Annotated in this window: 26 protein-coding genes and 1 tRNA gene; 9 read left to right on the top strand and 18 right to left on the bottom strand. The window is 70.8% G+C overall.

Annotated elements, in window-relative coordinates:
* Positions 1-20: 20 nt before the first annotated feature.
* The 3 genes from HNR30_RS06390 to HNR30_RS06400 form a co-directional block, all read right to left on the bottom strand.
* Entirely contained in the window at positions 21-605 is a 585-nt protein-coding gene (locus HNR30_RS06390; RefSeq protein WP_181608682.1) for an FMN-binding negative transcriptional regulator, read from the bottom strand.
* Positions 606-661: 56 nt separating this feature from the next.
* Positions 662-1,777, bottom strand: a complete 1,116-nt coding sequence (locus HNR30_RS06395) for a glycosyltransferase (RefSeq protein ID WP_181608683.1) — start codon at positions 1,775-1,777, stop codon at positions 662-664.
* Between the two features lie 94 nt (positions 1,778-1,871).
* Positions 1,872-3,719 (bottom strand): SpoIIE family protein phosphatase, encoded by a 1,848-nt coding sequence (locus HNR30_RS06400; RefSeq protein WP_246377179.1) that lies wholly within the window; start codon positions 3,717-3,719, stop codon positions 1,872-1,874.
* A gap of 73 nt (positions 3,720-3,792) precedes the next feature.
* Between HNR30_RS06400 and HNR30_RS06405 the strand changes: the two genes are divergently transcribed.
* Positions 3,793-4,503, top strand: a complete 711-nt coding sequence (locus HNR30_RS06405; protein WP_181608684.1) for an ANTAR domain-containing protein — start codon at positions 3,793-3,795, stop codon at positions 4,501-4,503.
* On the opposite strand, the gene HNR30_RS06410 is transcribed toward HNR30_RS06405, so the two are convergent.
* Entirely contained in the window at positions 4,489-4,833 is a 345-nt protein-coding gene (locus HNR30_RS06410; protein ID WP_181608685.1) for an STAS domain-containing protein, read from the bottom strand. The two genes, HNR30_RS06405 and HNR30_RS06410, sit on opposite strands and share 15 nt — an antisense overlap.
* A gap of 159 nt (positions 4,834-4,992) precedes the next feature.
* Here HNR30_RS06410 and HNR30_RS06415 point away from each other — a divergent pair, with 159 nt between their 5' ends.
* From HNR30_RS06415 to HNR30_RS06425, 3 genes are read left to right on the top strand one after another with little or no spacing between them, the layout of a single operon-like run.
* Entirely contained in the window at positions 4,993-5,757 is a 765-nt protein-coding gene (locus tag HNR30_RS06415) for a SigB/SigF/SigG family RNA polymerase sigma factor (protein ID WP_181608686.1), read from the top strand.
* An 8-nt stretch (positions 5,758-5,765) separates the two neighbouring features.
* Positions 5,766-6,167, top strand: a complete 402-nt coding sequence (locus tag HNR30_RS06420) for an ATP-binding protein (protein WP_281389487.1) — start codon at positions 5,766-5,768, stop codon at positions 6,165-6,167.
* Positions 6,168-6,171: 4 nt separating this feature from the next.
* Positions 6,172-7,470 carry an NAD(P)/FAD-dependent oxidoreductase gene (locus HNR30_RS06425; RefSeq protein WP_181608688.1) on the top strand — a complete coding sequence of 433 codons (1,299 nt, stop codon included), beginning with the start codon at positions 6,172-6,174 and terminating at the stop codon, positions 7,468-7,470.
* A 69-nt stretch (positions 7,471-7,539) separates the two neighbouring features.
* On the opposite strand, the gene HNR30_RS06430 is transcribed toward HNR30_RS06425, so the two are convergent.
* The 4 genes from HNR30_RS06430 to HNR30_RS06445 all read right to left on the bottom strand — a co-directional run bounded on the left by HNR30_RS06430 (position 7,540) and on the right by HNR30_RS06445 (position 9,879).
* Positions 7,540-7,737 (bottom strand): hypothetical protein, encoded by a 198-nt coding sequence (locus tag HNR30_RS06430; protein WP_181608689.1) that lies wholly within the window; start codon positions 7,735-7,737, stop codon positions 7,540-7,542.
* A 3-nt stretch (positions 7,738-7,740) separates the two neighbouring features.
* Positions 7,741-8,487, bottom strand: coding sequence for a hypothetical protein (locus HNR30_RS06435; protein ID WP_181608690.1), 747 nt, complete (start codon positions 8,485-8,487; stop codon positions 7,741-7,743).
* 269 nt (positions 8,488-8,756) lie between these two features.
* A complete protein-coding gene (locus HNR30_RS06440) occupies positions 8,757-9,374 on the bottom strand; it encodes a SurA N-terminal domain-containing protein (protein ID WP_246377183.1) in 618 nt (205 codons plus the stop codon).
* A gap of 79 nt (positions 9,375-9,453) precedes the next feature.
* Positions 9,454-9,879 carry a hypothetical protein gene (locus HNR30_RS06445; protein WP_181608691.1) on the bottom strand — a complete coding sequence of 142 codons (426 nt, stop codon included), beginning with the start codon at positions 9,877-9,879 and terminating at the stop codon, positions 9,454-9,456.
* A gap of 97 nt (positions 9,880-9,976) precedes the next feature.
* Between HNR30_RS06445 and HNR30_RS06450 the strand changes: the two genes are divergently transcribed.
* Positions 9,977-10,050 (top strand) — tRNA-Pro (locus HNR30_RS06450).
* 92 nt (positions 10,051-10,142) lie between these two features.
* Here HNR30_RS06450 and HNR30_RS50600 read toward each other — a convergent pair.
* From HNR30_RS50600 to HNR30_RS06495, 10 genes are all read right to left on the bottom strand, one after another.
* Positions 10,143-10,400, bottom strand: a complete 258-nt coding sequence (locus HNR30_RS50600) for a tyrosine-type recombinase/integrase (protein WP_220133183.1) — start codon at positions 10,398-10,400, stop codon at positions 10,143-10,145.
* Positions 10,327-10,773 (bottom strand): site-specific integrase, encoded by a 447-nt coding sequence (locus HNR30_RS06455; RefSeq protein WP_220133184.1) that lies wholly within the window; start codon positions 10,771-10,773, stop codon positions 10,327-10,329. Before HNR30_RS06455 ends, HNR30_RS50600 begins: the two co-directional genes overlap by 74 nt.
* Positions 10,774-11,001: 228 nt before the next feature.
* On the bottom strand, positions 11,002-11,373 hold the full coding sequence (locus HNR30_RS06460; RefSeq protein ID WP_220133185.1) for an MBL fold metallo-hydrolase: 372 nt from the start codon (positions 11,371-11,373) through the stop codon (positions 11,002-11,004).
* Between the two features lie 68 nt (positions 11,374-11,441).
* Complete coding sequence (locus HNR30_RS06465; protein ID WP_246377185.1) at positions 11,442-11,990, bottom strand: universal stress protein; 549 nt, start codon at positions 11,988-11,990, stop codon at positions 11,442-11,444.
* A 91-nt stretch (positions 11,991-12,081) separates the two neighbouring features.
* Positions 12,082-13,113, bottom strand: coding sequence for a zinc-dependent alcohol dehydrogenase family protein (locus tag HNR30_RS06470; RefSeq protein ID WP_181608694.1), 1,032 nt, complete (start codon positions 13,111-13,113; stop codon positions 12,082-12,084).
* 1 nt (position 13,114) lies between these two features.
* Positions 13,115-13,813, bottom strand: coding sequence for a CBS domain-containing protein (locus HNR30_RS06475; RefSeq protein ID WP_181608695.1), 699 nt, complete (start codon positions 13,811-13,813; stop codon positions 13,115-13,117).
* Positions 13,810-14,412, bottom strand: coding sequence for a CBS domain-containing protein (locus HNR30_RS06480; RefSeq protein ID WP_181608696.1), 603 nt, complete (start codon positions 14,410-14,412; stop codon positions 13,810-13,812). Before HNR30_RS06480 ends, HNR30_RS06475 begins: the two co-directional genes overlap by 4 nt.
* Positions 14,413-14,414: 2 nt before the next feature.
* A complete protein-coding gene (locus tag HNR30_RS06485; RefSeq protein ID WP_181608697.1) occupies positions 14,415-15,098 on the bottom strand; it encodes a CBS domain-containing protein in 684 nt (227 codons plus the stop codon).
* Between the two features lie 17 nt (positions 15,099-15,115).
* The gene (locus tag HNR30_RS06490) at positions 15,116-17,671 is read right to left on the bottom strand and encodes a bifunctional acetate--CoA ligase family protein/GNAT family N-acetyltransferase (RefSeq protein WP_181608698.1); all 2,556 of its coding nucleotides are present in this window, start codon (positions 17,669-17,671) and stop codon (positions 15,116-15,118) included.
* Positions 17,664-18,554: an Acg family FMN-binding oxidoreductase gene (locus tag HNR30_RS06495; RefSeq protein ID WP_181608699.1), complete on the bottom strand. Its 891-nt coding sequence runs from the start codon at positions 18,552-18,554 to the stop codon at positions 17,664-17,666. The genes HNR30_RS06490 and HNR30_RS06495 overlap by 8 nt, the downstream gene beginning before the upstream one ends.
* 171 nt (positions 18,555-18,725) lie before the next feature.
* Between HNR30_RS06495 and HNR30_RS06500 the strand changes: the two genes are divergently transcribed.
* The 4 genes from HNR30_RS06500 to HNR30_RS06515 all read left to right on the top strand — a co-directional run bounded on the left by HNR30_RS06500 (position 18,726) and on the right by HNR30_RS06515 (position 23,557).
* A complete protein-coding gene (locus HNR30_RS06500; RefSeq protein ID WP_181608700.1) occupies positions 18,726-21,143 on the top strand; it encodes a cation-translocating P-type ATPase in 2,418 nt (805 codons plus the stop codon).
* A 72-nt stretch (positions 21,144-21,215) separates the two neighbouring features.
* A complete protein-coding gene (locus HNR30_RS06505) occupies positions 21,216-21,923 on the top strand; it encodes a universal stress protein (RefSeq protein WP_181608701.1) in 708 nt (235 codons plus the stop codon).
* Positions 21,924-21,988: 65 nt separating this feature from the next.
* Positions 21,989-22,990 carry an Acg family FMN-binding oxidoreductase gene (locus HNR30_RS06510; protein WP_181608702.1) on the top strand — a complete coding sequence of 334 codons (1,002 nt, stop codon included), beginning with the start codon at positions 21,989-21,991 and terminating at the stop codon, positions 22,988-22,990.
* 51 nt (positions 22,991-23,041) lie between these two features.
* Positions 23,042-23,557 (top strand): DoxX family membrane protein, encoded by a 516-nt coding sequence (locus HNR30_RS06515; protein ID WP_181608703.1) that lies wholly within the window; start codon positions 23,042-23,044, stop codon positions 23,555-23,557.
* Positions 23,558-23,594: the final 37 nt, after the last annotated feature.

Consider the following 23,594-nt stretch of genomic DNA (forward strand, 5'->3'; position numbering starts at 1 on the left):
GGGAGCGGGGCGCGTGCCGCCTAACGCACCCGCGCGGCCACGTCGGTCTCGCCGCGCTCGACGAGCAGGTCGCGGACCCTGGCCCGGTGCTCGTCGCTCTTGTGGCCGTCGTACTTGAACTTGCCGCGGATCTCCTCGATCGTCAGGCGCAGCCCGCGGATGCCCGACAGCAGCCGCGGCATCCGCGCCGGATCGCCCAGGCCGGGATCCAGCTCGGCCAGCTGGGCGCGCAGGATCTCCAGCTTGCCGCCGGCCTCGGTGACGATCTCGGCGTGACAGACCAGCTGCACGGCCGAGTAGTAGGTGGTGGGCACGCCCAGGCTGGGATCGGTGCCGGGCTCGGCCCGCCAGGCGCCCGGCACGTAGGTCCAGTTCTCCGCGACCGACAGCACGACCTTGGGGTTCTCCTCGATGGCCGCCCAGATCGGGTTGGGCCTGGCCAGGTGCAGCGCCACGGTGCGCCCGGCCTCCAGGAGGAACTGGGTGGGCACCACGACCGGCACGTCGCGGCCGCGCCCCGAGGCGATGAGGTGGCCGAACTGGTGGGCGCGGACGTAGGCGAGCGCGCTGTCGTCGTCACCGGCGTCCCAGGGGTGAATCAGCATAGTGGGCACTGTAAGGCCCGTACGGCTGAGCCGTACGGGCCGGGGGTCGCCGCCGGTCAGGCGGTGGCGGCGAGGGTGTCGGAGTAGACCCGCAGGAGCTCCTGGCCGATGCGCTCCCAGCTGTAGCGGGAGCGGGCCCGGTCGGCGCCGGCGTAGCCGATCGCCGTGCGGCGGGTCGGGTCGGCCAGCAGCTCGCGGGCCAGGCGCGCGGTCCTGGCGGGCTTGTCCGGCGGCACCAGCAGCCCGGTGACGCCGTCGACGACCGAGTCGAGGTGCGCGCCCACCGCCGAGGCGATGACCGGCACGCCGCAGGCCATGGCCTCCAGCGCCACCGCGCCGGTGCCGGGCTCGGAGGGCAGGGTCACGACCACGTCGGCGCCGCGCATCAGCTTGGGCACCGTGGTGCGGGGCACGTGACCGAGGACGGTCACCCGGTCGGCCACGCCGAGCCGCTCGGCCAGCGCCCGCAGGCGGCGGGCGTCGGGGTCGTGCTCGAGCTCGTCGGGCGCCGGGCCTCCGGCGATGACCAGCTCCACGTCCGGCAGCCCGGCCAGCGCGCGCACGATCGTCTGCGCGCCCGCTCCGGCGCCGATGCGCCCGACGTGCAGCAGCCGCTGGTGCGTGCCGCGCGCGGCGGCCGGGCCCTGGCGGCGGAACTTGTCGGTGTCGACCCCGTACGGCACGACGGCGATGTGCTCGCGGGGTACACCCAGCCGGATGAGCGTGGCCTCCTCGTCGAGGCATCCGGCGATGACGGCGTCGGCGCGCCGCCCGAGCGCCCGCTCCAGGCGCAGGTGCGCGGGCTGCTTGACCGGTCCGAAGGTCTGGGTGACCGGCACCCGCAGGCCGTCGGCGCCGGCCACCGCGGCCAGCCCTCCGGTCCAGTTGTGGGCGTGGATGAGGTCAGGCGGCTCGTGACTCCAGCGCTTGGCCAGCTCGTCGCCCACCTGGGCGAGGTAGGGGGCCACCTCGTCCGCGGCCAGGGCGCGGGCCGGACCGATGTCGAGCTGCTCGAGCACGACGCCGGGAGCGGGCTTCGTCCTGGACTTTCCCTCGGTGCTTTCGCGGCGGGAATAGATGGTCACGCGGTGCTCGCGGCCCAGCTCACGGGCGGTGGCGAGGATCTGCTGACGGCGACTGCCTCCGGTGGAGGCGACAATGGCTATGTTCATGGCACACCTGTAAAGGGCAGGGGGCTCCTTAGGGTGTGCCTGCGTCTTAGGCACGTTCAGCTAATGACCATGTATACCCTGGTTTGCTGATTTTTCAAACCGCCCGCAGGGCAAGAACTACGACTTCGTCCCAAACCTGCCCGCCGGAGAAGGCGTGCCGGTCCTCCTCCAGGGTCTTCACCACCGCCGCGGGAGCCTGCCCGACGCACCTGGCCAGCGCGTCGGCCAGGCGGTCCTCGCCGTAGGTCTCGCCCCGGGCGTTGCGCGAGGACAGCAGGCCCTCGGAGTAGAAGACCAGCAGCTGGTCATGGCCGAGAGTGATCTCCTCGACCTGCGTCTCGCTCTCCGGCGAGATGCCGAGCGGCACCCCGCCACCCGAGGCGAAACGCACCGTGCCGTCGGCGTGGACCAGCGCGGCCGGGTGATGACCGGCCGACGAGACCCGCAGCGTGCGGCCCGACACGTAACCGGAGACGGCCATCACGAACATGCCGGTGCCCTGCGACACCAGCGCCTCGTTGACCTTGCGCACGGCCTGGTCGGGATCGCTCTCCCAGGCGCTGAGCACCCGCAGGCCGCCGCGCACCACGGCGCTCACGGACGCGGCCTCCTGGCCCTTGCCGACCGCCCCGCCCATCGTGAAGCCCCAGCCGCCCGGCCTCGGGAAGACGTCGTAGAACTCCGCGCCGACCGACGAACCCGGGTTGTAGATGGCCGCCGCCTCGAAACCCGGCACGTCGGGCAGCGTGCGCGGCACCACGCTCGTGACCAGCGCCTCGGCCGCCCGCGAGCGGCTGACGAAGCTCTCCTGCGCCCGCAGCGCCAGGCCCAGCTGCCGGCCCAGCTCCTCCACCAGGCCCAGATCGGCCAGCGTGAACGGCGGGCGGTCGTGCGAGCGCAGCAGCGTCAGCACGCCCTGGTCGCGCCCGATCGGCGCGCACAGCAGCGAACCCGCCTCGATCACGGTCAGCAGCGGCCCCTCGGCGGTCACCCCGAACAGCAGCTCGTCGTCGACCATCTCGTGCACCTCGCCGGAGCCGCGCTCCAGCACCTGCGTCACGACCGGGCAGGCCGAGGGTTCTGCCTGCTCCACCGTGCGGACCAGGCCGCCCAGCGGCTGGTCGCGCGGCGCCACCACCGAGCTGCGGTGCAGGCGCCCGTCGCGCACCAGGTCGGCCACCACCCAGTCGGCCAGCTCGCCGCCCAGCAGACGGGCGGCGCGGGCCAGCGCCACGGGCTGCAACAGGCTGTCGGGGTCGAGCAGCAGAGCCGCCATCCTGGCCAGCAGCTCCTGGCGGCGGACCGCCGCCACCAGGAGTTCGGGCTGGTCGAGGCTGCCCGCGGTCAGGCCGGGGCGCGGTGGCTCCACCTCGGTCGGCAGCGCCACCGCGAGAACCATCTGCTGAGGCTCACCGGGAAGCTGCAACGGCGTGAGCACCAGCTGCACGGTGTGGGTGCGGCCCTGGTGGATCAGGCGCGTCTCGAACGCGGCGCTCTGCCCCGTCTGCAGAGCCGAGGTCAGGTGCGAGCGGAAGGCCGCCCTGCGCGAGACGTCGACCAGCAGCGGAAACGAGCGGCCGACCAGGTAGCCGTCAGGGCTGCCGAGCACCCGGGTGGTCTCGCTGTTGACCCGGCGCACCACGCCGCCGCCGTCGAGCACCACCACCGGCACGGGGAAGGAGCGGAAGACCTGGCGCAGCAGCTTGAGCTCCCGCTGCCCGCCGCCCCCGCCGCCCTTGCGCGCCGCACTGCCCGACCTGCGCATCTCCGCGCGCGCGCCGTACAGCAGCTCCACCGCCGTGTCGAGCTCGGCCATGGCGGCATCGAGCGTCGGGGCCAGGTCCTTCGGATAGGCCGCACCGGCCCCCCGCAACGACGAAACCCGCCTGGCCAGCTCGTCCACCGCGTGTTCGAGCGCGGCCAGCCCCATCGGCTCAGTCAAGGTCGCCTCCCATGGCTTCGACGCTACGCCATCGCGCATTAACGTAGCCATATCGGGAAGGGGTCTGCGCACCATGGAATCGACGGCTATGATCACGCCTGGCCTGGCGAGAGAACTCGCCACGCTGGCCAGGCTGGGTGACGACACCTCCACCGAGAGCGTCCTGAGGTCGCTCACGACCACCCTGGCGGCGGGCGTGCCCGGCTGCTCGGGCGCCACCGTCGAGCAGTGGCGCGAACGGCGCGCCCTGGTCTCGGCCTCCCACAGCGAGCTCATCGCCCTCGTCGAAGGCGAACGCCGGCTCGGCCAAGGACCCTCCTTCGAGGCGCGCGGCACTGGACGCAGGGTGCTGGCCAGCGACCTGCTCACCGAACGGCGCTGGCCCGGCTACGCCGCGCTCGCCGTCACCTGCGGCGTGCGCTCCCAGCTGGTGCTCCCCATCGAGGTGGGCGCCGTGCAGTTTCTCGTCGGGCTGCACTCCGTGCGCGCGTCGGCCTTCGCCGACCAGGCCGCGCCGCCGCTCGCCTCCATGCTGGCCGAGCAGCTGAGCGTGGCGATGGCCAACCTGTGGGACTTCGAAGAGGTCCGCACCGACGCCGCCCAGCTGCAGGAGGCCATGGCGGGGCGCGCCATCATCGACCAGGCCAAGGGCATCATCATGAAAACCAGCGGCTGCTCGGCCGAGGAGGCCTTCGACGAGCTGCGCCGCATCTCCCAGCACCATCAGGTCAAGGTCGCCGATCTGGCCAGGCTGCTGGTGGAGGAGCACTCAAGCCGACGCTAGGGCCGTCTCGAGGTCGTCGAACATGGGCAGCCGCTCCGCCAGACCGGTGATCCACATCACCTTGGCGGTGCTGTAACGCACCCCGACCAGGGCGAAACGGTTGCCCGCCGCCACGTTGGTCTGCCAGCGGTGCACGATCAGGCCGAGCGCGCGAGAGTCCATGAACGTGACACCGGTGAGGTCCAGGAGCAGGTCACCGGGCGATCCGGCCAGGCCGTCGGCGAAACGCTCACGCGTGGTGGCGTCAAGGGCGCCCTCGACCCGAACCAGGGTGAACCCGTCGACCCTCGAAGAGGTCAGGCCAAAGGCGGGATCATCTGGGATAGTCACGAAGCAACCCTACTGTGACGGCGAGTGAGTTGAATACTCGGGCGGTTATGGGGCACACTTGGTCCCAAGTCCAGCAGAGGGCTTGTGCGAACGTGTGGCCTCTGCATGGGCTTTTTTGCTTTCCCAGCGCAGAGGCTCCTCCCATAGAAGGAGCGCAGAATGCTTCTGCGAGAGCTCGAAGAGATGACGGCCGAAGACCTGCTGGCCGACATGAACCGTCCGGAGATCTCCGACTACGACCGTGAGAGGCTGCGGGAGCGCATCGTCGAGATGCACCGTCCCCTGGCCATGGAGATCGCCCGTCGCTACCGTTACCGCGGCGAGCCCCTGGAAGACCTGCTCCAGGCCGCCTACGTGGGCCTCATGAAGGCCATCAACGGATTCGACGCCGAGCTCGGCCACGCCTTCAGGGGCTACGCCGTCGTCACCATGACCGGCGAGGTGAAGCGTCACTTCCGTGACCGAACCTGGGCCATCCGCGTACCCCGCCTCTACCAGGAACGCCGTTCCGAGCTCAACCGGCTGGTCTCCGACCTGTCGCAGGACCTCGGGCGTTCCCCGACGGTGGCCGAACTGGCCGCCAGAATGAACATCAGCGAGGAGGAGGTCCTGCTCACGCTCGACGCCTCCGCCGCCTACAGCACCCTGTCGCTCGACGCCCCCATGGGCTCCGACGACGACGCCGCCTCGCTCGGCGAGGTCATCCCCGAGGACGACGACACGCTCGGCACCCTGATCGACGCCGAGGCCGTGCGTCCCCTCATCGACGCCCTCCCGCACCGGGAGAAGAACATCCTCCTGCTGCGCTTCTTCGGCAACATGACACAGGCCGAGATCGCGGCGGAGTTCGGAATATCACAGATGCACGTCTCCAGAATCCTGCGGAAGGTACTTGACCAGCTTCGGGCGGAGCTGGTCGGCTAATACAGCACATGGACGGTATCCCTTGCCCGCCTGCTGGAGTGCACTCACTGGCATTCCGGCTGGCAGACCTGCCCCGAGTCCGGCAACTCACGGAGGAGTCGGCTCGCAGACTGGGCATGGCAGAAGCCGTCATCGAAGACGTGGTGATCGCCGTCAACGAGGTCGCGACCAACGCCGTCACCCACGGCGAGCACCACACCGCCCACCTGCGCCTCTGGATCGAGGACGGCAGCCTGCTGGTGGAGGTCCACGACACCGGGTCGTGGACCCCGCCGGAAGACCGGCGGCCCGGGCCCTACGCCACCAGCGGCATGGGCCTGTGGGTCGCCAGGCTGCTGGCCACCGAGATCTCCTTCACGAGCGGATCGGAGGGCAGCGCGGTAACCATGCGCTTCGCCGGGAAGGGGTGAGGGCATGAGTCCTCGCATCCTGATCCTGGGCGGCGGCTACGTGGGTATGTACACCGCGCTGCGCCTGCAAAGAAAGCTGAGGCGCGGTGAGGCGCGCGTCACCGTCATCGACGCCGACTCCTACATGACCTACCAGCCCTTCCTGCCCGAAGCGGCGGCGGGGAACCTGGAACCGCGTCACGTCGTGGTGCCCCTGCGCCGCGTGCTCAACCGGTGCACCCTGCTCAGCGGCTGGGCGACCGCCATCGACGTCGCCGGCCGTACCGTGGACTTCTCGCCCCACCGCGGCGAGTCACGCAAGATCGAGTACGACGTGCTCATCGTGGCGCCCGGCTCCGTCTCGCGCACGCTGCCCATCCCCGGACTGGCCGAGTGCGGCATCGGCTTCAAGACCGTCGAAGAGGCCATCCACCTGCGTAACCACGTTCTGGCCCAGCTGGAGCTCGCCGCCTCCACTACCGACCAGGCCGTACGGCGCGAGGCGCTCACCTTCGTCTTCGTCGGCGCCGGCTTCGCGGGCGTCGAGGCGCTGGCCGAGCTGGAGGACATGGCCCACGACGCGCTGCGCTACTACCCCGAGCTCAAGGCCGACGAGCTGCGCTGGTACCTCATCGAGGCCACCGACCGCATCCTGCCCGAGGTCGGGCCCGAGATGGGCCGGTGGACCCTGGAGCAGCTGAGGGCCCGCGGCATCGACGTACGGCTCGGCACCAAGCTGGAGTCGGCCAAGGACGGGCGCATCGTCCTCGACGACGGCACCGAGTTCGACGCGGCCACCCTCGTCTGGACGGCCGGCGTCAAACCGCACCCCATCGTGCGCCACAGCGACCTGCCCATCGACGCCAAGGGACGCGTCAAGGCCACCTCGCGGCTGACCGTCGAAGGGGTCGACGGCGTGTTCGCCGCCGGAGACTGCGCCGCCGTACCCGACCTGACCAACCCCGGCGAGTACACCGCCCCCAACGCCCAGCACGCCGTACGCCAGACCAAGGTCCTGGCCGACAACGTCCTGGCCCACCTGCGCGGCGGGAAGATGGGCGACTACCGGCACGCCTACGCCGGGTCGGTGGCCAGCCTCGGGCTGCACAAGGGCGTCGCCCAGATCTACGGGCGCCGGCTGCGGGGGCCGCTGGCGTGGTTCGTGCACAGGACCTACCACCTGTCGCGGGTGCCGACCGTCAACCGGAAGGTGCGGGTGCTCATCGACTGGACACTGGCGCTGTTCTTCCGGCGCGAGATCGTCGCGCTGGGAGCGCTGAGCGAGCCGCGCAGGGAGTTCGAGCTGGCCACCCGCGACAAGTGACCTCCTCCGCACACGGGAAAGCGGCCACCCCCCTGCTCGGAGGTGGCCGCTTGGCTTGACTTGTGTCTCCTACCTGCGGGTACGGTTACGGCCGCGCCAGCCGCCGTAACTCCGCACACTCGCCGTGCCGATGCCCGCCTGGTGCAGTGCCAGCAGAGCCAGGCCCAGCAGGATGAACGAGGTGTTCGAGATCCCCGCGATCTGCGCCCCGATCAGGTCCATCAGGAACCCGATACCGAAGATGATCGCCGCGACGATGGCCAGCATCGGTTACCGCCCTTCCGTGCCCGACAGCGACATCAGCCGCTCCAGCACCTGCCTGTAGTCACGCAGCGCCAGCCGCAGCTGCTCGGTGTCGTTGTCGTCCGTGTTCTTCCACCTGTCGCGCAGCTCGTTCGTGCGCGTCGACAGGGCGGTCGTCAGCGACGTGACGACCTCGTCGATCAGCTGGTCGGCGCGCTCCACCGACTCGCGGGGCTCGTCGACGAAGCCCGACTGCACGTCGCGCCAGCGTTCGCGCAGCTGGGTGGTGTCCTGCTCGAACAGCTCCAGGTTCTGGGGCTGGGTCTGTCCCTGGTACGGCACGGCGTGCGCGGGGACGTGCTCCTGCGCGTCCGTGGCGATCAGCACGTCGCCGGGGGAGCCGGCGGGGGTGACGCCGGGGGTGACGTCGGCGGTGCGCTGGCTCGGGACCAGCAGCTCGTCGCGGTCGCCCTGCAGGTCGTCGTGGTGGTCGACGGTGGCGCCGACGCCGTCGTGCAGTCCGCCGCGGTCGTTGCCGGGGTCGCCGTGAAGGTGCCCGTCGCGGTCGTCGTCGGCCACGCCCTGCAAGTGCCGGTCACGGTCATCGTCGGCCACGTCCTGCAAGTGCCGGTCACGGTCGTTGTCGGTCACGTCCTGCAGGTGCCGGTCGCGGTCGTTGTCGGTCTCGTCGTGAAGCCCGTCGCGGTGGTCGCCCAGGACACCCGCCTCGTCATGCCGCTCGCCGCCACCAAGCCGGTCATCGGATCCGTGCACCCGATCCCCATGGACGCCATCGTGGGCGGCATGAACGCCGTCGTGGGCGGCGTCATGGGCGGTGTCATGAGCCGCCGCGTCGTCGACATCATTCGGCCGGTCGCCCGTGAAGCCCTGCCCCTCGGGATCGGTCGTGATGTCCCGGCGCTCGTCCCCGTCACCGGTGCCGTGCTGATATGGGTGCGTACCGTGCCGATGAGCCTCTTCGTGGCCCACGTCCGGATCGTTGTCTCTCAGTGCCTCTTCGGCCGTCTTCCTGTCATTCATCATCATCGATCGTCACGTCCCGCTTCTCGAGGGTGGGGGGTCGCGTGGCCGTTGGCCGACTTGCGGTGATGGTCATTGGCCGGCGTCTCGTCGAGCAGCTCCTGGAACAACGCGCGATAGTGCACCATCGCCTGCCGCAGGTCCTCGGTCGAGGCCTCCTTGCGAGCGGCGCGGCTGCTGATCTCATGCGCGCTGCGGTAGTGGTCGAGGGTCGCGCCGTGGCCCACCGACAGGGTGGACAGCCGCTCCTCGAAATCGTCGGTGGGGTAACCGCGCTCGGCCATCACCGCCGTCACCAGCTGGTCGGCCTCGGTCACCGCGAACCCAGGCGCGTCGACGAACCGCTCCTGGACCTCGTTCCACCGCTTGGCGTAATTGCCACGGCTCTGCTCGTCGAGCGGCCGGATGTCGAGCTCGTCGAACCGCTGCTCGCGAGCGATGAGTTCCTGCTCGGCCTGCCGCCGGTTCTCCGACTCCGACATCAGGCGGTCGTACTCGGGGCCGAACCTCGTGCGGAGGCGGTTACGGCGTTGCTGCTGCAGCACGACATAGCCGACTGCGGCGATCGCCACCACCGCGACCACGACGACGGCCACCCAGATCAAGGTCTCAGCGGACATATCTGCGCCTCCGGTCATCTCTTTCGTGACCCGGCGACTGCCCTCCCGCTCGAGGTCGAAACGCCCGAGAGCCCCGCCGTCAGCGCTCCTGCAGCACCTTCAACGCCTCATCCAGCACCCGCGCCACGTGCGAGCCCTCAGCCCCGGCCGCCACCTCACGAAACCCCTCCACGGGGTCGTAATCGACGTCCAGCCCCTGATCCACCAGCCGCCGCGCCCAGCGCACCGCCGTGTTCTCCTTCTCCCGCGTCACCGGCCCCCCTTGGGCGATCGCGGACAGATTCCGCAGATTCGTCGCCGGGCCGCTCTGCGCGTGCTGCCTGGCCAGCTTCCAGGGCAGCGCGGCGCTGTGGTCCATCATCGGCTTCGACAGCCCGGCGGCACGCTTGGCCTGGAGCACGCCCGACTCGCTCACCCCGAAGTGCTCGGCCAGCTCCCGCACCGTCCGCCCCTCGGCGACCAGCCTCGCCAGTTCCCCCCTGTCGACCGCCGCCCTCCGGCCCACCAGCCACCTCCGCTCCGGGCCCACGAGTGTGCGCAGGCGCCTCCGATGTGCGCTAAGGTTATGACGTCCCGCCGCGAAGAGCGGCCGGAGACACAACCGGGACGTAGCGCAGCTTGGTAGCGCACTTGACTGGGGGTCAAGGGGTCGCAGGTTCAAATCCTGTCGTCCCGACGGTTGGAACAGGCCGGTCGCCGAGGGTGAAAGCCCAGGTGGACCGGCCTTTCTGTTTGTCGGGGCCGTTGTGGTGATCATTCAGTCCGCCTTCAGTTTGGGACCAAGATCCGGAGCCGTTCCTGCGGCGATGGCGTCGCGGTCGGGTGGAGGTAGCGCTGCGTGGTGGTGAGCGAGCCGTGGCCGGCGATCTTGCGGGAGTAGTGGAGCGGTACCCCGGCACCGGCCATCCAGGTGAGCCCGGTGTGGCGACGGTCGTGGCGGCGGAGGGTGTTCTTAGCCGAGTTTGGTGACCACCTCGTCCCAGTGAGTGGCGTTGCGGAGGATCGCGGTGCTGATCCGTCCCCCACGCGGCCCCGTGAGCAGGCGGGCCGCCGGATCCCGGTCCGTCGCCGCGATGCGATCCGGGACGAGCTCGCGCACCTCGGCGATGATGGGCACCTTCCTGGCTCGCTTGCCTTTGGTGCCCTTGTCGACCAAGCCGCCAGGGCTGGGTGTCGTCTGTCTGTGGACTGTCCAGGTCCAGGAGGTGGTGTCGATATCGGCCACGCGAACCCCTGAGACTTCGCCGATGCGCGCGGCCGTAGAGGCGGCGAACTTCACTGGGAGCGAGAGTGTTCTGGGGTCGTCGAGTTCGTCCTCGAACTTCTTGTACTCGCTCAGCCAGCCAGTGACCTTGGCGGGGTTGCGGTCGATGATGGCGTCGCGAACCGCCTGCTCCATGATGCGGACGAGGATGGCGAGGCTTTGAACCGAATCACTATGCCCGTTTGGCCTGCGAAGGCATCACCCTGGATGGGGTGTGATGATCCCCGGGCTTCCTCGGTACGTCGTATCCAGGAAACGACGATAGCCGGTGTCGGTCTACTGGCTGGGATCGCCGCCATCGTCTCCTTCCGCCACGTGCACGAGCTGTCTTCGCCACGGTGCTCATCCCGCTTGCCGTGGACTTCACCATCGTGGTCGTCCCGACGTCCATTTGAGCGGGTTGGCGTACTCCGGCAGGACGCCTCCACCGGCCGCCGGGAACTCGGCCGGGTGGGCGTAGACCGGCGTGTTCCACATGTGCGCCAGGTCGAGAACGGACCCCGAATGGTCGGGGTGCACGTGAGTGACGATGATGGCGGCCGGGCGCGTGCCGGGACCGAAGTGCGCCTCCGCGGCCGAACGGATCTGCTTGGCCTTATGCGCCCAGCCGGTGTCGATGAGGATCCAGCTTTCGCCCGAGCCGACGAGGTAGACGTTCGACGCGGTCGGCCCGCGGCCCAGTCGTAGGAGATGGACGTCCGCCCCGATGGGCGCCTGTCGCGGTTGCTTGTCCACGCGTCGCATGACTTCAGCGCCTGGCGGACCGCTGTGAGCCGCCAGGGATGTAGGTCCTCCCGGTGTACCTATGACGCGCCGAGCTGCTCGCCGGAGCCGGACCCCGCGTTGCGTTTGAACGGGCGCCGGAGGAGGCTTCGACGTTTCTCATCGGTCGCGGGGGCGGGCGGAAGCGGCGTAGCGACCGAGACGATTGTGGCGGTGGAACGACGCTGGCAGTAGCCCGCAACGGTCCCCGACTCTCTCCCCACGACCAGCAGATCGGTGCTCCTGGACAGTTCGGCGAGGACAGGCCCCGCCGCACCCGGCCGAACGCTGGCGGAGACCTCGACATCCTGGAGCTGCCCTCCGGCGACCTCCTTGAGCAGGCGCGCGATCATGGCGGCCGCGGTGGCCTGGGCCGCCGCGGCGCCGGTCGACAGCCAGGGACCGCCGGCCGGGCTGACGGTCTGCTGGTAGGCGTGGACCAGGTGCAGTGGCAGGCGGCGCAGGCGCGCTTCGCCGAGGGCCCAGGCCAGCGCCCACCGGGCGCCGGGCGAATCGTCCACACCGACGATGATGCGCGGACCGTTGGGCGGTGGTTTCTGCACGGCGCTCTCCAATCCCGAGCTCTGCATCGAGAGTGCGTCATGGACCGTGACCGGCGGGAGAGGCTTTGGTCCCTTCCTCGGTTCTCCGGTCCGGGCCGGTGCTCGCGGACGGCCCTGGTCAGGCCCGGGTCAGCACGACTTTCAGCGCGCCCGTCTCCTGCGGTGCGGAGAACACCTCGTAGGCCTTCTCCATCTCCTCCATCGCGAAACGATGGGTGATGAACGGGGAGGCGTCGATACGCCCGGCGGCGATCATCGAGAGGAGGGTGGGCGTCGAATACGTGTCCACGAGCCCGGTCGTGATCGTGAGGTTGCGGATCCAGAGGTCCTCCAGGTGCAGCGTGGCCGGCTTGCCGTGGACGCCGATGTTGGCGACGTGCCCGCCCGGCCGGACCAGGCGCGTGCACAGCTCGAAGGTCTCCGGTACGCCGACCGCCTCGATGGCGACGTCGGCGCCCAGACCCGCGGTGAGGTCGGCGACCCGCTGGAGCGGATCGTCCTTGATCACGGTGTCCGCGCCGAACCGCGTGGCCGCCTCGAGCCGGGACTCGGCCAGGTCCACCGCGATGATCCGGCCGGGGGAGAAGAGGCGGGCGGCGGAGACGGCCGCCAGGCCGATGGGCCCTGCGCCCACGACGACCACGGTGTCGCCCGGCGCCACGCGGCCGTTGAGCACGCCGACCTCGTAGGACGTCGGCAGGATGTCGGCGAGCATGAGCACGTGCTCGTCGCTGACCCCTTCGGGCACGAGGTGGGTGGAGGTGTCGGCGTACGGCACGCGGACGTACTCCGCCTGCACGCCGTCGATGCGGTGGCCGAGGATCCAGCCGCCTCCACCGAGGCACTGCCCGAAGGAGCCGGTACGGCAGTAGCGGCAGCGCCCGCACGCCGTGATGCAGGACACGAGCACCCGGTCTCCGGGCTTACGGTCCGAGCCGGGGCCGGCCTCGACGACGGTGCCCACGGCCTCGTGGCCGAGGACACGACCGGGTCCGACGGTGGGCACGTCACCCTTCAGGATGTGCAGGTCCGTGCCGCAGATGGTGACGGCGTCCACGCGGACGATCGCGTCGGTCGCAGCCTGGATCCGCGGTTTCGGCACGTCCTGCCAGGAACGTTCACCGGGGCCGTGGTAGACGAGTGCTTTCATGTCACGCTCCTCCGTACATCGGATAGTTCTGTGCCAGGTCGTTCGTCTTCCAGCCCAGCTCGTCTCGCAGGCCGACGACGCCGTCCACGTTCTCCGCGTGACGGGCGGCGAAGAGAGCCTGGCTGTACTTGTCGACCTGTCCGGTCAGGGTCACGATGCCGTCTGCCACCGCAACGTCGATCTTGGCGACGGCGTGCAGGGGCAGACCGCGGACCACCTCCTCCTTGATGGCCTGGTCGTCGCGGACGAAGACCCGGATCAGGTCGCGGCGGCTGACGATGCCGATCAGCTTGCCGTCGGCGTCGACGACGGGCAGGCGCTTGATGCCGTGCCGGTCCATCAGGCGGGCGGCGGCCACGACGGGCGTGTCCCGGATGGTGACCACGGCGGGGGAGGTCATCAGATCGCGCGCCGTCTCGCCGAGGGACTTGTCGTAGCCGCCGCGCTCGTGGTCGGTGAGATGCCGCAGCCGCGCGCGCAGGGGCGGGCGGTAGTCGTCGCCGTAGTACTGCTGCTTGAACTCCTCCTTGCGGAGCAGGTCGGCCTCGGAGATCACGCCGACGACGTGGTCGTCCGCGTCGATGACGGGCACGCCGCTGACCGACGTCTGGATGAGCAACTCGGCCACCGTGTGAAAGGCGGCCTTCTCGTTGACGGCGACGACCTCGCAGGTCATCACGTCGTTGACCTTGACTCTCATGGAATTCTCCTGTGCCTGACCCGGACGATGCCGGGCACGGTTCTGGCGATGACGTCGGCGATGCTGTCGGCGTAGGGGTTGCTCTGGCCGCTGAGTTCCGCGATGCCGTTGTGGACGTCGATCTCCCAGCGGGGCCCGAAGGGGTACTGCTCCCGCAGTGCGGCGGTGACGTCGTCGCGCAGGTCCTCGTCCGGACGGGCGAGCATGCCCATCAGGTCGCGGCGGCTGACGATGCCGACCAGCTTGTCGCCACGGGTCACCGGCAGGCTCTTGATCCGCTTGCCGACCATGAGGTCGACGGCGTAGGTGACGTCGGTGGTCTCGGAGACGGTGATCACGTGGCTGGTCATGACCTCGGCGACGGTGCGTGGAGGTGGTTCGTCGAGGCCGTGGACGGGGAGCGCGTGGGCGCGGGGGTCGGGTTCGAACTCGCCGCGCAGCAGGTCGAGTTCGCTGACGACGCCGACGACGCGTCCGGTGCGGTCGATGACGGGGGCGGCGGTGATGTTGCGCTGGTAGAGCAGCCGGATGGCGTGCCGTACCGAGTCGGTGGGGTGGACGGTGACGACCGGTCCGGTCATGACCTCGCGGATGAGCATGGCTACTTCCCGCCCCAGGTGGGTGTGTCGTCCTCGTACCAGGTGAGCTCGCTGATCAGATCGACGACGCCGTTGACTCGTGCGCTCATGCGGGCGGCGATCTCGGTCTCGCTGCGGCGGTCCATGCGCCCGCTGAGGGTCACGATGCCGCCATGGACGCTGACGCTGACGCGGGAGGTGTCGACCCACAGTGCGCGGCCGAGGATCTCGTCGCGGATCTCGCCGGCGATCTCCTCGTCCGGCCGGACGAAGACCTTGAGCAGGTCGCGGCGGCTGACGATGCCGATCAGGCAGCCGTCGGCGTCGGTGACGGGCAGCCGTTTGACGCCGTGTTCGTCCATGAGCCTGGCGGCGGCGACGGTCGAGGCCTCGGCTTCGACGGTGATCGCGGGTGTGGTCATGATCTGGAAGGCGTGGTCGCCGAGCGCCTTGCGCGGGGCGTCCCGGTGGCGTCGCCGTACACGCAGCGGGGGCTGGTATCCCTCGCGGTAGAACAGTTCGCGGAACTCCTCCTTGTAGAGCAGGTCGGCTTCGGAGACGATGCCGACGAGGCGCCCGTCGGCGTCCAGGACGGGGACGGAGCTCACTTCGTGGGTGATGATCGCTTCGGCGACGTCCTTGAACGGCGTGCTGCCGTCCACCGAGACGACCTCACGGGTCATGACGTCTTTCACCTTGGTGCGCATGGTTGTTCCTCCTTGGTTCAGCGCAGGTGGCGCAGCAGGGGTGAGGGGCGTGCCTCGCAGGGCGCCAGCCGGATCCGTACGTCGACGGCCGCCGCGCCGTGCGGGCTCACGATGATCGGGTTGAGGTCGAGTTCGGCGACCTCGGGCAGGTCGTCGAGCAACCTGCTGACGCGCATGACCTGGTCGGCCAGGGCCTCGACGTCGGCGGGCGCGCTGCCGCGGTAGCCGTACAGCAACGGGGCGCAGCGCAGCTCGCCGATCATCTCGATGGCCTCGGCCCTGGTGAGAGGCGGGACGCGGAAGACTCGGTCGCCGAGGAGGTCGGCGGTGACGCCGCCCATGCCGACCATGACCAGCGGGCCGAAGGCGGGGTAGGAGACGCCGCCGACGATGACCTCGACGCCGGGCGGGACCTGGTGCTGCACGATCGCGCCGGTCATCCCGGGCACGGAGGCGGCCATCTCCCGGTAGGCCTGCCGTACCTCCTCCTGCGTCCCCAGGCCGAGACGCACCCCGCCGACGTCGCTCTTGTGCACCGGGCCGGTGGCCTTCAGGACGGCCGGCAGCCCGATCAGGCCCGCGGCCTCCGCTGCGGTCTCCGGCCCGTCGACGCCGATGGTCTCGGCGACCATGACGCCGTAGCAGGACAGCAGCCGCGCCGTCAGGGCAGGATCGGCCCAGCAGCCGTCGGGATGAGTCTTCAGCGCCTCGCGTACGAGGTCACGAGCGGCGTGGTTCGGTTCCGGCAGGCTCGCCGCCGTGACGCGCCCGCGGGACTCGGCGTAGTCCGCGGCGCGGGCGAGCGCCGCGACAGCCTGCTCGGGAAAGGCATAGCTGGGCACCCGGCCGTCGATCAGGCCGTCGTGGCCGATGACGCACGCGACGACAGGGACGTCGACCTGGCACGAGGCGATCACCTGGCGGGTGCGCTCCAGCCCGGAGCCGAAGGGCGGGGTGTAGACGACGAGGACCGCGTCGACCTCGGGGGCGAACGTCTCGATGGCCTCACCGATCTGCTCGGCCGGAGCCTCGGCGGTCAGGTCCACGGGATTGCCCAGAGCCGCTCCGGCCGCTGCCTTGAACTTCCGGGAGGTGAGCTCCGGCACGATCAGGCCGTGCCGTTCGCAGGCGTCGGCCGCCATGGCCTCGGGGCCGCCGGAGTTGCCGATGATGGCGACGCGCCGCCCGCGGGGGAGCGGCTGGGAGGACAGCAGGCGGGCGGTGTCCAGGAGCTCGGCCACGCTGTCGAGGCGGATGACTCCGGAGGCCCGGACCAGAGCGTCGACGGCCAGGTCCGGTGTGGCGGCAGCGGCGGTGTGCGAGCGCACCGCGCGGTCTCCCGAGTCCGACCGGCCGCTCTTGACCAGCAGGATCGGCTTCTTGGCCGACACGCGCCCGGCGATGCGCAGGAACTTGCGCGGGTTGCCGAAGGACTCCAGGTAGAGCGCGATGACGTCGGTGTCCGGGTCGTCCTCCCAGTACTCCAGCAGGTCGTTGCCGCTGACGTCGGCCTTGTTGCCGACCGAGACGAAGGTGGAGACCGGCAGCCGGTCCAGGATGGCGGCGCCGACCGCGCCGGACTGCGACATGAGCGCCACCCTGCCGGGCGCCGGCTCGAGGGGCAGGAAGGTGGCGTTGAGGCCGATGGCGGTGTTCAGGATGCCCAGGCAGTTGGGGCCGATCAGGCGCATGCCGGCGGTCCGGCAGATCTTCAGCAGCTCGGCCTCGCCGCCGTTGCCCGCCTCGGCGAAGCCGGCCGACAGCACGACCAGGCCGGCGACCTGCGCCTCGGCGCAGTCCCTCGCCACGTCGAGCACGTGCCTGGCGGGGACGGCGATGACCGCCAGGTCCACCGGTCCCGGCACGGATCGCAGGTCCGGGTAGCAGGTGTCGGAGCGGGGGTTGATCGGGTGGATCGGCCCCGCGAAGCCGCCGTCGCGCAGGTTGCGGACCACCCGGTGACCGACGCTCGACGGGTCACGGCCCGCGCCGATCACCGCGACCGAGCTCGGGTGCAGCACCCGCGCCAGCGACGCGCGCTCGGCCTCGTGGTCGCGCTGCTCGATCCTGTCCCGCAACCCGGTGGTCGGCTTGGCCTCGATGCGGACGTTGACCAATCCTTGGTCGAAGCGCTGCACGACCTCGGCGCCCAGATCGCGCAGGACCCGGATCATGGGCCGGTTCTCCGGCAGCACCTCGGCCACCAGCAGGCGCACGCCGTGCTCGGCGGCGTCCAGGGCGACGTGCTCCAGCAGGAGCGTGCCCAGACCGTGGCCCTGGGCGGAGTCGTCGATGAGGATCGCCAGATCGGCTCGCTCGTGGCCGCTCGGGATGTACTCGGCGACCGCCACGAGGCGGCCTTTCATCAGGGCGACGGTGGCGTGCCCCTGGTAGCCGTCTCCGGTGATGCGGTCCATGTAGAGGTGCGCCGTGGAGCGGCCGCCGGTGAAGAACCGCAGGAAGGCGGAGCGTTCCGAGGTGCGTTCGACGAGGTCGTGCAGGCTCGGGCGGTCTTCGGGGCGCAGCGGCCGCACCTGGGCGATGCCGCCGTCCCTGAGCAGTACGTCATACATCGAGTGCCCTCCGGGGTGCACGAGGTACGGCGGGGCCGTAACCGAGTCGCATGATCATCTGTGGGTGGCCGCCACGGTGCGGCGGGTCGTTGCGCCGGCGCATGTCGCGCAGGTCGAGCGGCTGGTTGAGGAAGGAGGCCGAGATGCCGTGGACGGTGGCGGTCAGCAACACCCGCTGGAGCGCCTGCCCGGCCCGCAACCAGTCCAGAGGGCCGTCACCGGGAGTGGCCAGGACGGCAAGCTGGGGCTCGGTCTCGAATCGGGCGTCGCCGGTGCGGTGGCCGAAATCGCGGATGGGGTCGGGGCTTCCGGTGGCCTGCGGCCCGTGCACGTAGGAGGGCATGGCGGCGGTTGCCAGCTCGGCCTGGTAGGCCGCGTCGAGGGCGAGCTCGTCCTCGGCGAGCGCGGCGAAGTCCAGCGTCTCCTGACTGGGGCGCAGCAGCGAGGCTCCTTCGGCTGCCGCGGCGGCGCGTAGTTCGGCGAGCACATGGGGCGGGATACGCCGGGCGGTGAAGGGCTGCCTGTTCGTGCGCCGTACCGGAATGGCCTGGTAGAGGCCGAGGGTGGCCTCGGTGGGCGGGCCCGACTCGGCCACGCGGACGGCGGCCAGCACCTCGGGCTCCTCGTCGGGGGAGGGCAGCAGCCACACGAGCGGCTTGTGCCGCGCGAGCCGTACGGACAGGCGGACGTTGAACAACGCGGCCCCGCAGCTGACGTGCAGCGAGCGGCCGCGCGGGTCGCTGATCCGAAGCCAGCGGTCCCAGTCGGCGTGGAGCTCGGCGAACTCGCCACGCGGCGTCGTCAGCCGCCAGGGCTGCGTGTTGTGAACCGACGGCGCCTGGGCCGCAGCGAGGCCGAGACGGCGTGCGAGCGATGTGACCATGACGCACCTCCCTGCTCTCGACCCTCGCGGAGGGAGGGGAAGGCAGGCAGAGCCGTAGGGCCCGCGCGGGCGGGCCGAAGGTCCCGGAGCGACTACTCGGAGCAGGTAGGCGCCGGTTGTCGGGGCCAAAGCCCCTACCCGTCGTCCCAAGCCGTGACGAACGTGGCGGGCATGACGCGACTCTCGACGGCCATGCCCGGCCTCACCTCCGCCGAAGCCGCCGCCCGGCTGGCGGCGGACGGACCCAACACGCTGCCCGCGACCCGGCGTCCCAGTGCCGTGCTCCTGCTGCTGCGCCAGCTGGTGCACTTCTTCGCTCTGCTGCTGTGGGCCGCGGCGGGCCTTGCCTACGTGGCAGGCATGCCGCAGCTCGCCGTGGCCATCGTGATCGTTGTCCTGCTCAACGGAGGCTTCGCCTTCGCCCAGGAATACCGCGCCGATCGTGCCGCACAACGCCTGTCGGACCTGATCCCCGCCAAGGCGGTCGTCCGCAGGGACGGCAGGCGCGTCCAGATGGACGCGGCGGCGCTGGTCGTGGGCGACGTGGTGCTGCTGGAGGCCGGTGACCGGATCTCGGCGGACCTGGAGCTCGTCGAGGTGCGCGGTCTGGCGGTCAACGAGTCGATGCTCACGGGGGAGAGCGTGCCGGTCCGTCCGGCGCCGGGCGGACCGGTTTTCGCGGGCACCTTCGTGGTGGAGGGCGAGGCTGAAGCGTCCGCGGTGGCGACAGGGGCACGAACCCGGCTGGCCGCCATCGCGGCGCTGACCCGTCAGGCCTCCCGCCCGCCGAGCCCGCTGGCGATCCAGCTCGCCAAGGTGGTCAGATTCGTGGCCGCGATCGCCCTCGGGGTCGGCGCCGGCTTCTTCGGCCTGGCCATGTTGATGGGCATGGAGCCGGCGAACGGCTTCCTGTTCGCCCTCGGTGTCACGGTCGCCCTCGTACCCGAGGGGTTGCTGCCCACGGTGACCCTCTCGCTGGCCCGCGCGGCCCAGAAGATGGCGGCACGCAAGGCGCTCGTCCGGCACCTGGAGGCGGTGGAGACGCTCGGGTCGGCCACCTTCATCTGCACCGACAAGACCGGGACGCTCACGCTCAACCGGATGACCGTCGCCGAGATCTGGGGGATGCCCGAGGAGGTGCTGCGCTCGGCTGTGCTCAGTTCCACCGGACGCCTGAGCGACGGCAAGCCGGTGGGTGACCCCATGGAGGTCGCGCTGCACGTCGAAGCGCTCCGCCTAGGCGTTGACGTCGAGGCGGAGATCTCCGGGCGTCGGCCGTTCGACGCCGTGCGGCGCCGTACCTCGGTCGTCGCGGGCGGGTCGCTGCACGTCAAGGGCGCACCGGACGCCGTTATGCCGCTTTGCGCCGCCGTACCCCCGCAGGCCGAGCGGATCCTGGCCGAGATGGGCGCGCGGGGCCTGCGCGTGCTGGCGGTGGCCAGGGGTGAGGGCGAGCAGGAGCGGGACCTCGCGCTACTTGGCCTGGTCGGACTGGAGGACCCGCCGCGCGAGGACGTCGCGGAGGCGATCTGGAAGTGCCGGATCGCGGGCATCAAGCTGGCGATGGTGACGGGAGACCATCCCAGTACGGCACGCGCCATCGCTCGCGCCGTCGGCCTGGACGGCCCGGTGGTCACCGAGCTGCCCTCCGATGACGCGAAACTGGGCGAGCTGGTCGACCGGGACGGCGTGGTGATCGCCAGAGTCACCCCGGAAGACAAGCTGCGCATCGCGCGTGCCCTGCGGTTGCGCGGCCACGTGGTGGCCATGACCGGCGACGGCGTGAACGACGGTCCGGCCCTGCGGGAGGCCGACATCGGCATCGCCATGGGCGACTCCGGCACCGACGTGGCCAGGGAGGCCGCCGACCTGGTGCTTCTCGACGACCACTTCGCCACCATCGTCTCGGCGATCGAGCTGGGCCGCGCCACCTACGCCAACATCCGCCGCTTCCTCACCTACCACCTGACCGACAACGTCGCCGAGCTGACGCCGTTCGTGGTGTGGGCGCTGTCCGGCGGGCAGATCCCGCTCGCCATCACCGTGCTGCAGGTACTCGCCCTGGACATCGGCACCGACCTGCTGCCCGCCCTCGCGCTCGGCGCCGAGCCCGCCAACCCGCGCACCATGAACGGCCCGGCGCGGGGCGGAAACCTCATCGACCGGCGGCTGCTGAGGAGGGTCTTCGGCGTGCTGGGCCCGGCCCAGGCGCTGGCCGAGATGGCGGCGTTCACGAGCGTGCTCTGGCTGGGCGGCTGGGTCTTGGGCGCCGAGCCCGGCGCGGCCCTGCTCGCCTCCGCGTCCGGGACGGCCTTCGCGGCCGTCGTGCTGGGCCAGTTCGCCAATGCCTTCGCCTGCCGCAGCGAGTCACGATGGGTCGGACGGGTGCGGTGGGGCGGCAACCCCCTGCTCCTGGGTGCTCTGGCCTTCGAGGTGGCGATGCTGGTGCTCTTCCTCGTCCTGCCTCTCGGCGGCACCTTCCCGTCACCTGCCGGGTGGGCGCTGGCCGCTCTGGCCGTCCCGGCGGTGCTCACGGCCGACACCCTGCACAAGGCCTGGAGGACCAAGGTCCTGAAGCGGGGGGCCTAGCGCCTCTATGGACGGCGGTGGCATCAGCGCAGGCTGGAGTGCGCGTCAGCCATCGGACAGGAGCGAACTGACATGGACATCGTGGTCGGCTATGACGGCTCCGACTTCTCGATGCAGGCCCTGGACTGGGCGATGGACGAGGCCGAGCTGCGCCGGGCCGAGCTGACCGTGTGCCACGCCTGGCGCTGGCCGTACGGCGAGGCCGACCGGGACACGGTCCTCCACCTGCGCAAGGCGGCCGAGCACGTGCTGTGGCACGGCGCCGACTGCGTACGCCACACCAGCTCGCTGACCCGCGTGCAAACCGACCTGTACGAAGGTGACGCGGCCGACAGGCTCGTCGAGCTGTCGGCATCGGCGGAACTGGTCGTCGTGGGCTCGCGCGGCCTCACCGGCGCGCCCAGCGCGGCGCTCGGATCGGTGGCCGCCCGGGTGGCGGCCGGCGCCCGCTGCCCCGTCGTGGTCGTGCGTGGACCGGGGCCGCTCCCCGCAGCCGCCCACCCCGGCCCGGTCGTGGTGGTCGCGCCAGAAGGCGTTCCGGACATCGTGCCCGCGTTCGCCTTCCGTGAGGCCGCCCTGCGCCGCCTGACCCTGAGAATCGCCGGGGAGTCCGCGCTCGGCCGGTGGCGAGACCAGTACCCGGGGATCGAGCACGGGCGGCTCGACGGGACGAGCAGCCTGCTGGTGGTCGGCCGGGCCGGCGCGGGAGACCTCGGCGAACCGGCCCGTCGGCTGCTTGACGAAGCTCGCTGCCCGGTCGTGGTGGTTCCCGTGGACTGAAGGCCCCCCGTCACAGGACCTTCGACCCTGCAAGTATCCCGGCTGCGGCTGGTGTCCTGGAGGGTATGAGAAGCGACGCCGTGACCAGGTCAGACGCGATCCGCGAGGCGCTGGACGCCGCCCGATGGGCGCCTTCGGTGCACAACACGCAGCCGTGGTCGTTCGTGGTGGCGGGTGAGGAGATCAGCGTCCGGGCCGACAGCGATCGCCGGCTGCGCGTCAGCGACCCGGCCGGCCGGCAGATGCTGATCAGCGGCGGAGCGTCGCTGTTCACCCTGCGCACGATGCTGCGCTGCAAGGGCTATGAGCCGATCGTGCGGGTGCTGCCCGACCCCGACAGGCCCGCCTTGCTGGCGATCGTAAGCCTCGGCGACCAGATCACACCCGACGAGTCCACTCTGCGGCTCGGCAACGAGATCCGCGGCCGCCGGACGCATCGCGCGGGCTTCACCCGGCTCCCCATCCCGACGAAGGTCCTGGACGCGCTGGTCCAGCAGGCCTCCGCGGAGGGCGCGCTGCTGACGCCGGTGGAGCATCCGCGCGCGATCCAGATCCTGTCGGCGCTGACCACGGCCGCGCAGGCCCTGCAATCCGTGGACCGGCGCTTCACCCTGGAGCTGATCCGATGGGCCGCGCCGCCGGGAAGCCGCCGCGACGACGGCGTCCCCGCCGGGAGCTATCCAGACGCGCAGCCGGGGACGGAGCCGGCCTTCGCCCAGCGTGACTACGGCGCGGGCCGCGGCTGGGGCGCGCACACCGACCAGCGCTTCTCCACCTCACCCGGCATGGTGACGTTGCTGACCACGACCGATGACGGCAGGCAGGCCTGGATCGCCACCGGCCAGGCCCTGCAACGGGTCCTGCTGCACGCCTCCGGGTACGGCATCAGCGCCGCCTTCCACACCCAGGCTTTGGAGTTCCCCTCCATGCGCGAGCTGGTGCGCACCGAGCTGTGCGGCGGCCGGCACCCGCAGATGATCATGAGGCTCGGGATCACCTTCGACGACAGCACCGGTGTCCGGAGACCGCTGTCGGAGGTCCTCGAAGTCCGGGACCAAGGTCTCTAACCGTACCGAGCCGGAAACGGTGAGATGGAGCCATAGGAACAGGAGGACATCATGACCGCGACCGTCAGCCGGAACGCCGGTGCAACCGTCACCGCGACCCCGGCCACCCCCCTCAACTACGTCTGGGCCGCCGCCCGCATCAGCCTCGGCTGGATCTTCCTGTGGGCGTTCCTCGACAAGACCTTCGGCTGGGGTTTCGCCACTCCGGCCGAGCGCGCCTGGATCAACGGCGGCAGCCCGACGACCGGGTTCCTGAAGGGCACCGGCGAGAACGCCCTGGGCGGCTTCTTCTCGGGTCTGGCCGGGCAGGTCTGGGTGGACTGGCTGTTCATGGCCGGTCTGCTCGGTATCGGTGCGGCGCTGATCCTGGGCATCGGCACCCGGGTGGCGGCCGCGACCGGTGGCCTGCTGCTCGTGCTCATGTGGGCGGCCGAGCTGCCGCTGGCCAACAACCCGTTCATGGACGACCACATCGTCTACGCCATCGTCCTGGTCGGCCTGGCTCTGGCCAACGCCGGCGAGACGCTCGGGCTGGGCAAGTACGTGCGCCAGCCGTACCTCAAGTGAAGTAGATGAGAGCGCGAGAAACGCCCATCCCCAGCGG

The organism is Nonomuraea soli (assembly GCF_013761175.1).
Lineage (GTDB): Bacteria > Actinomycetota > Actinomycetes > Streptosporangiales > Streptosporangiaceae > Nonomuraea > Nonomuraea soli.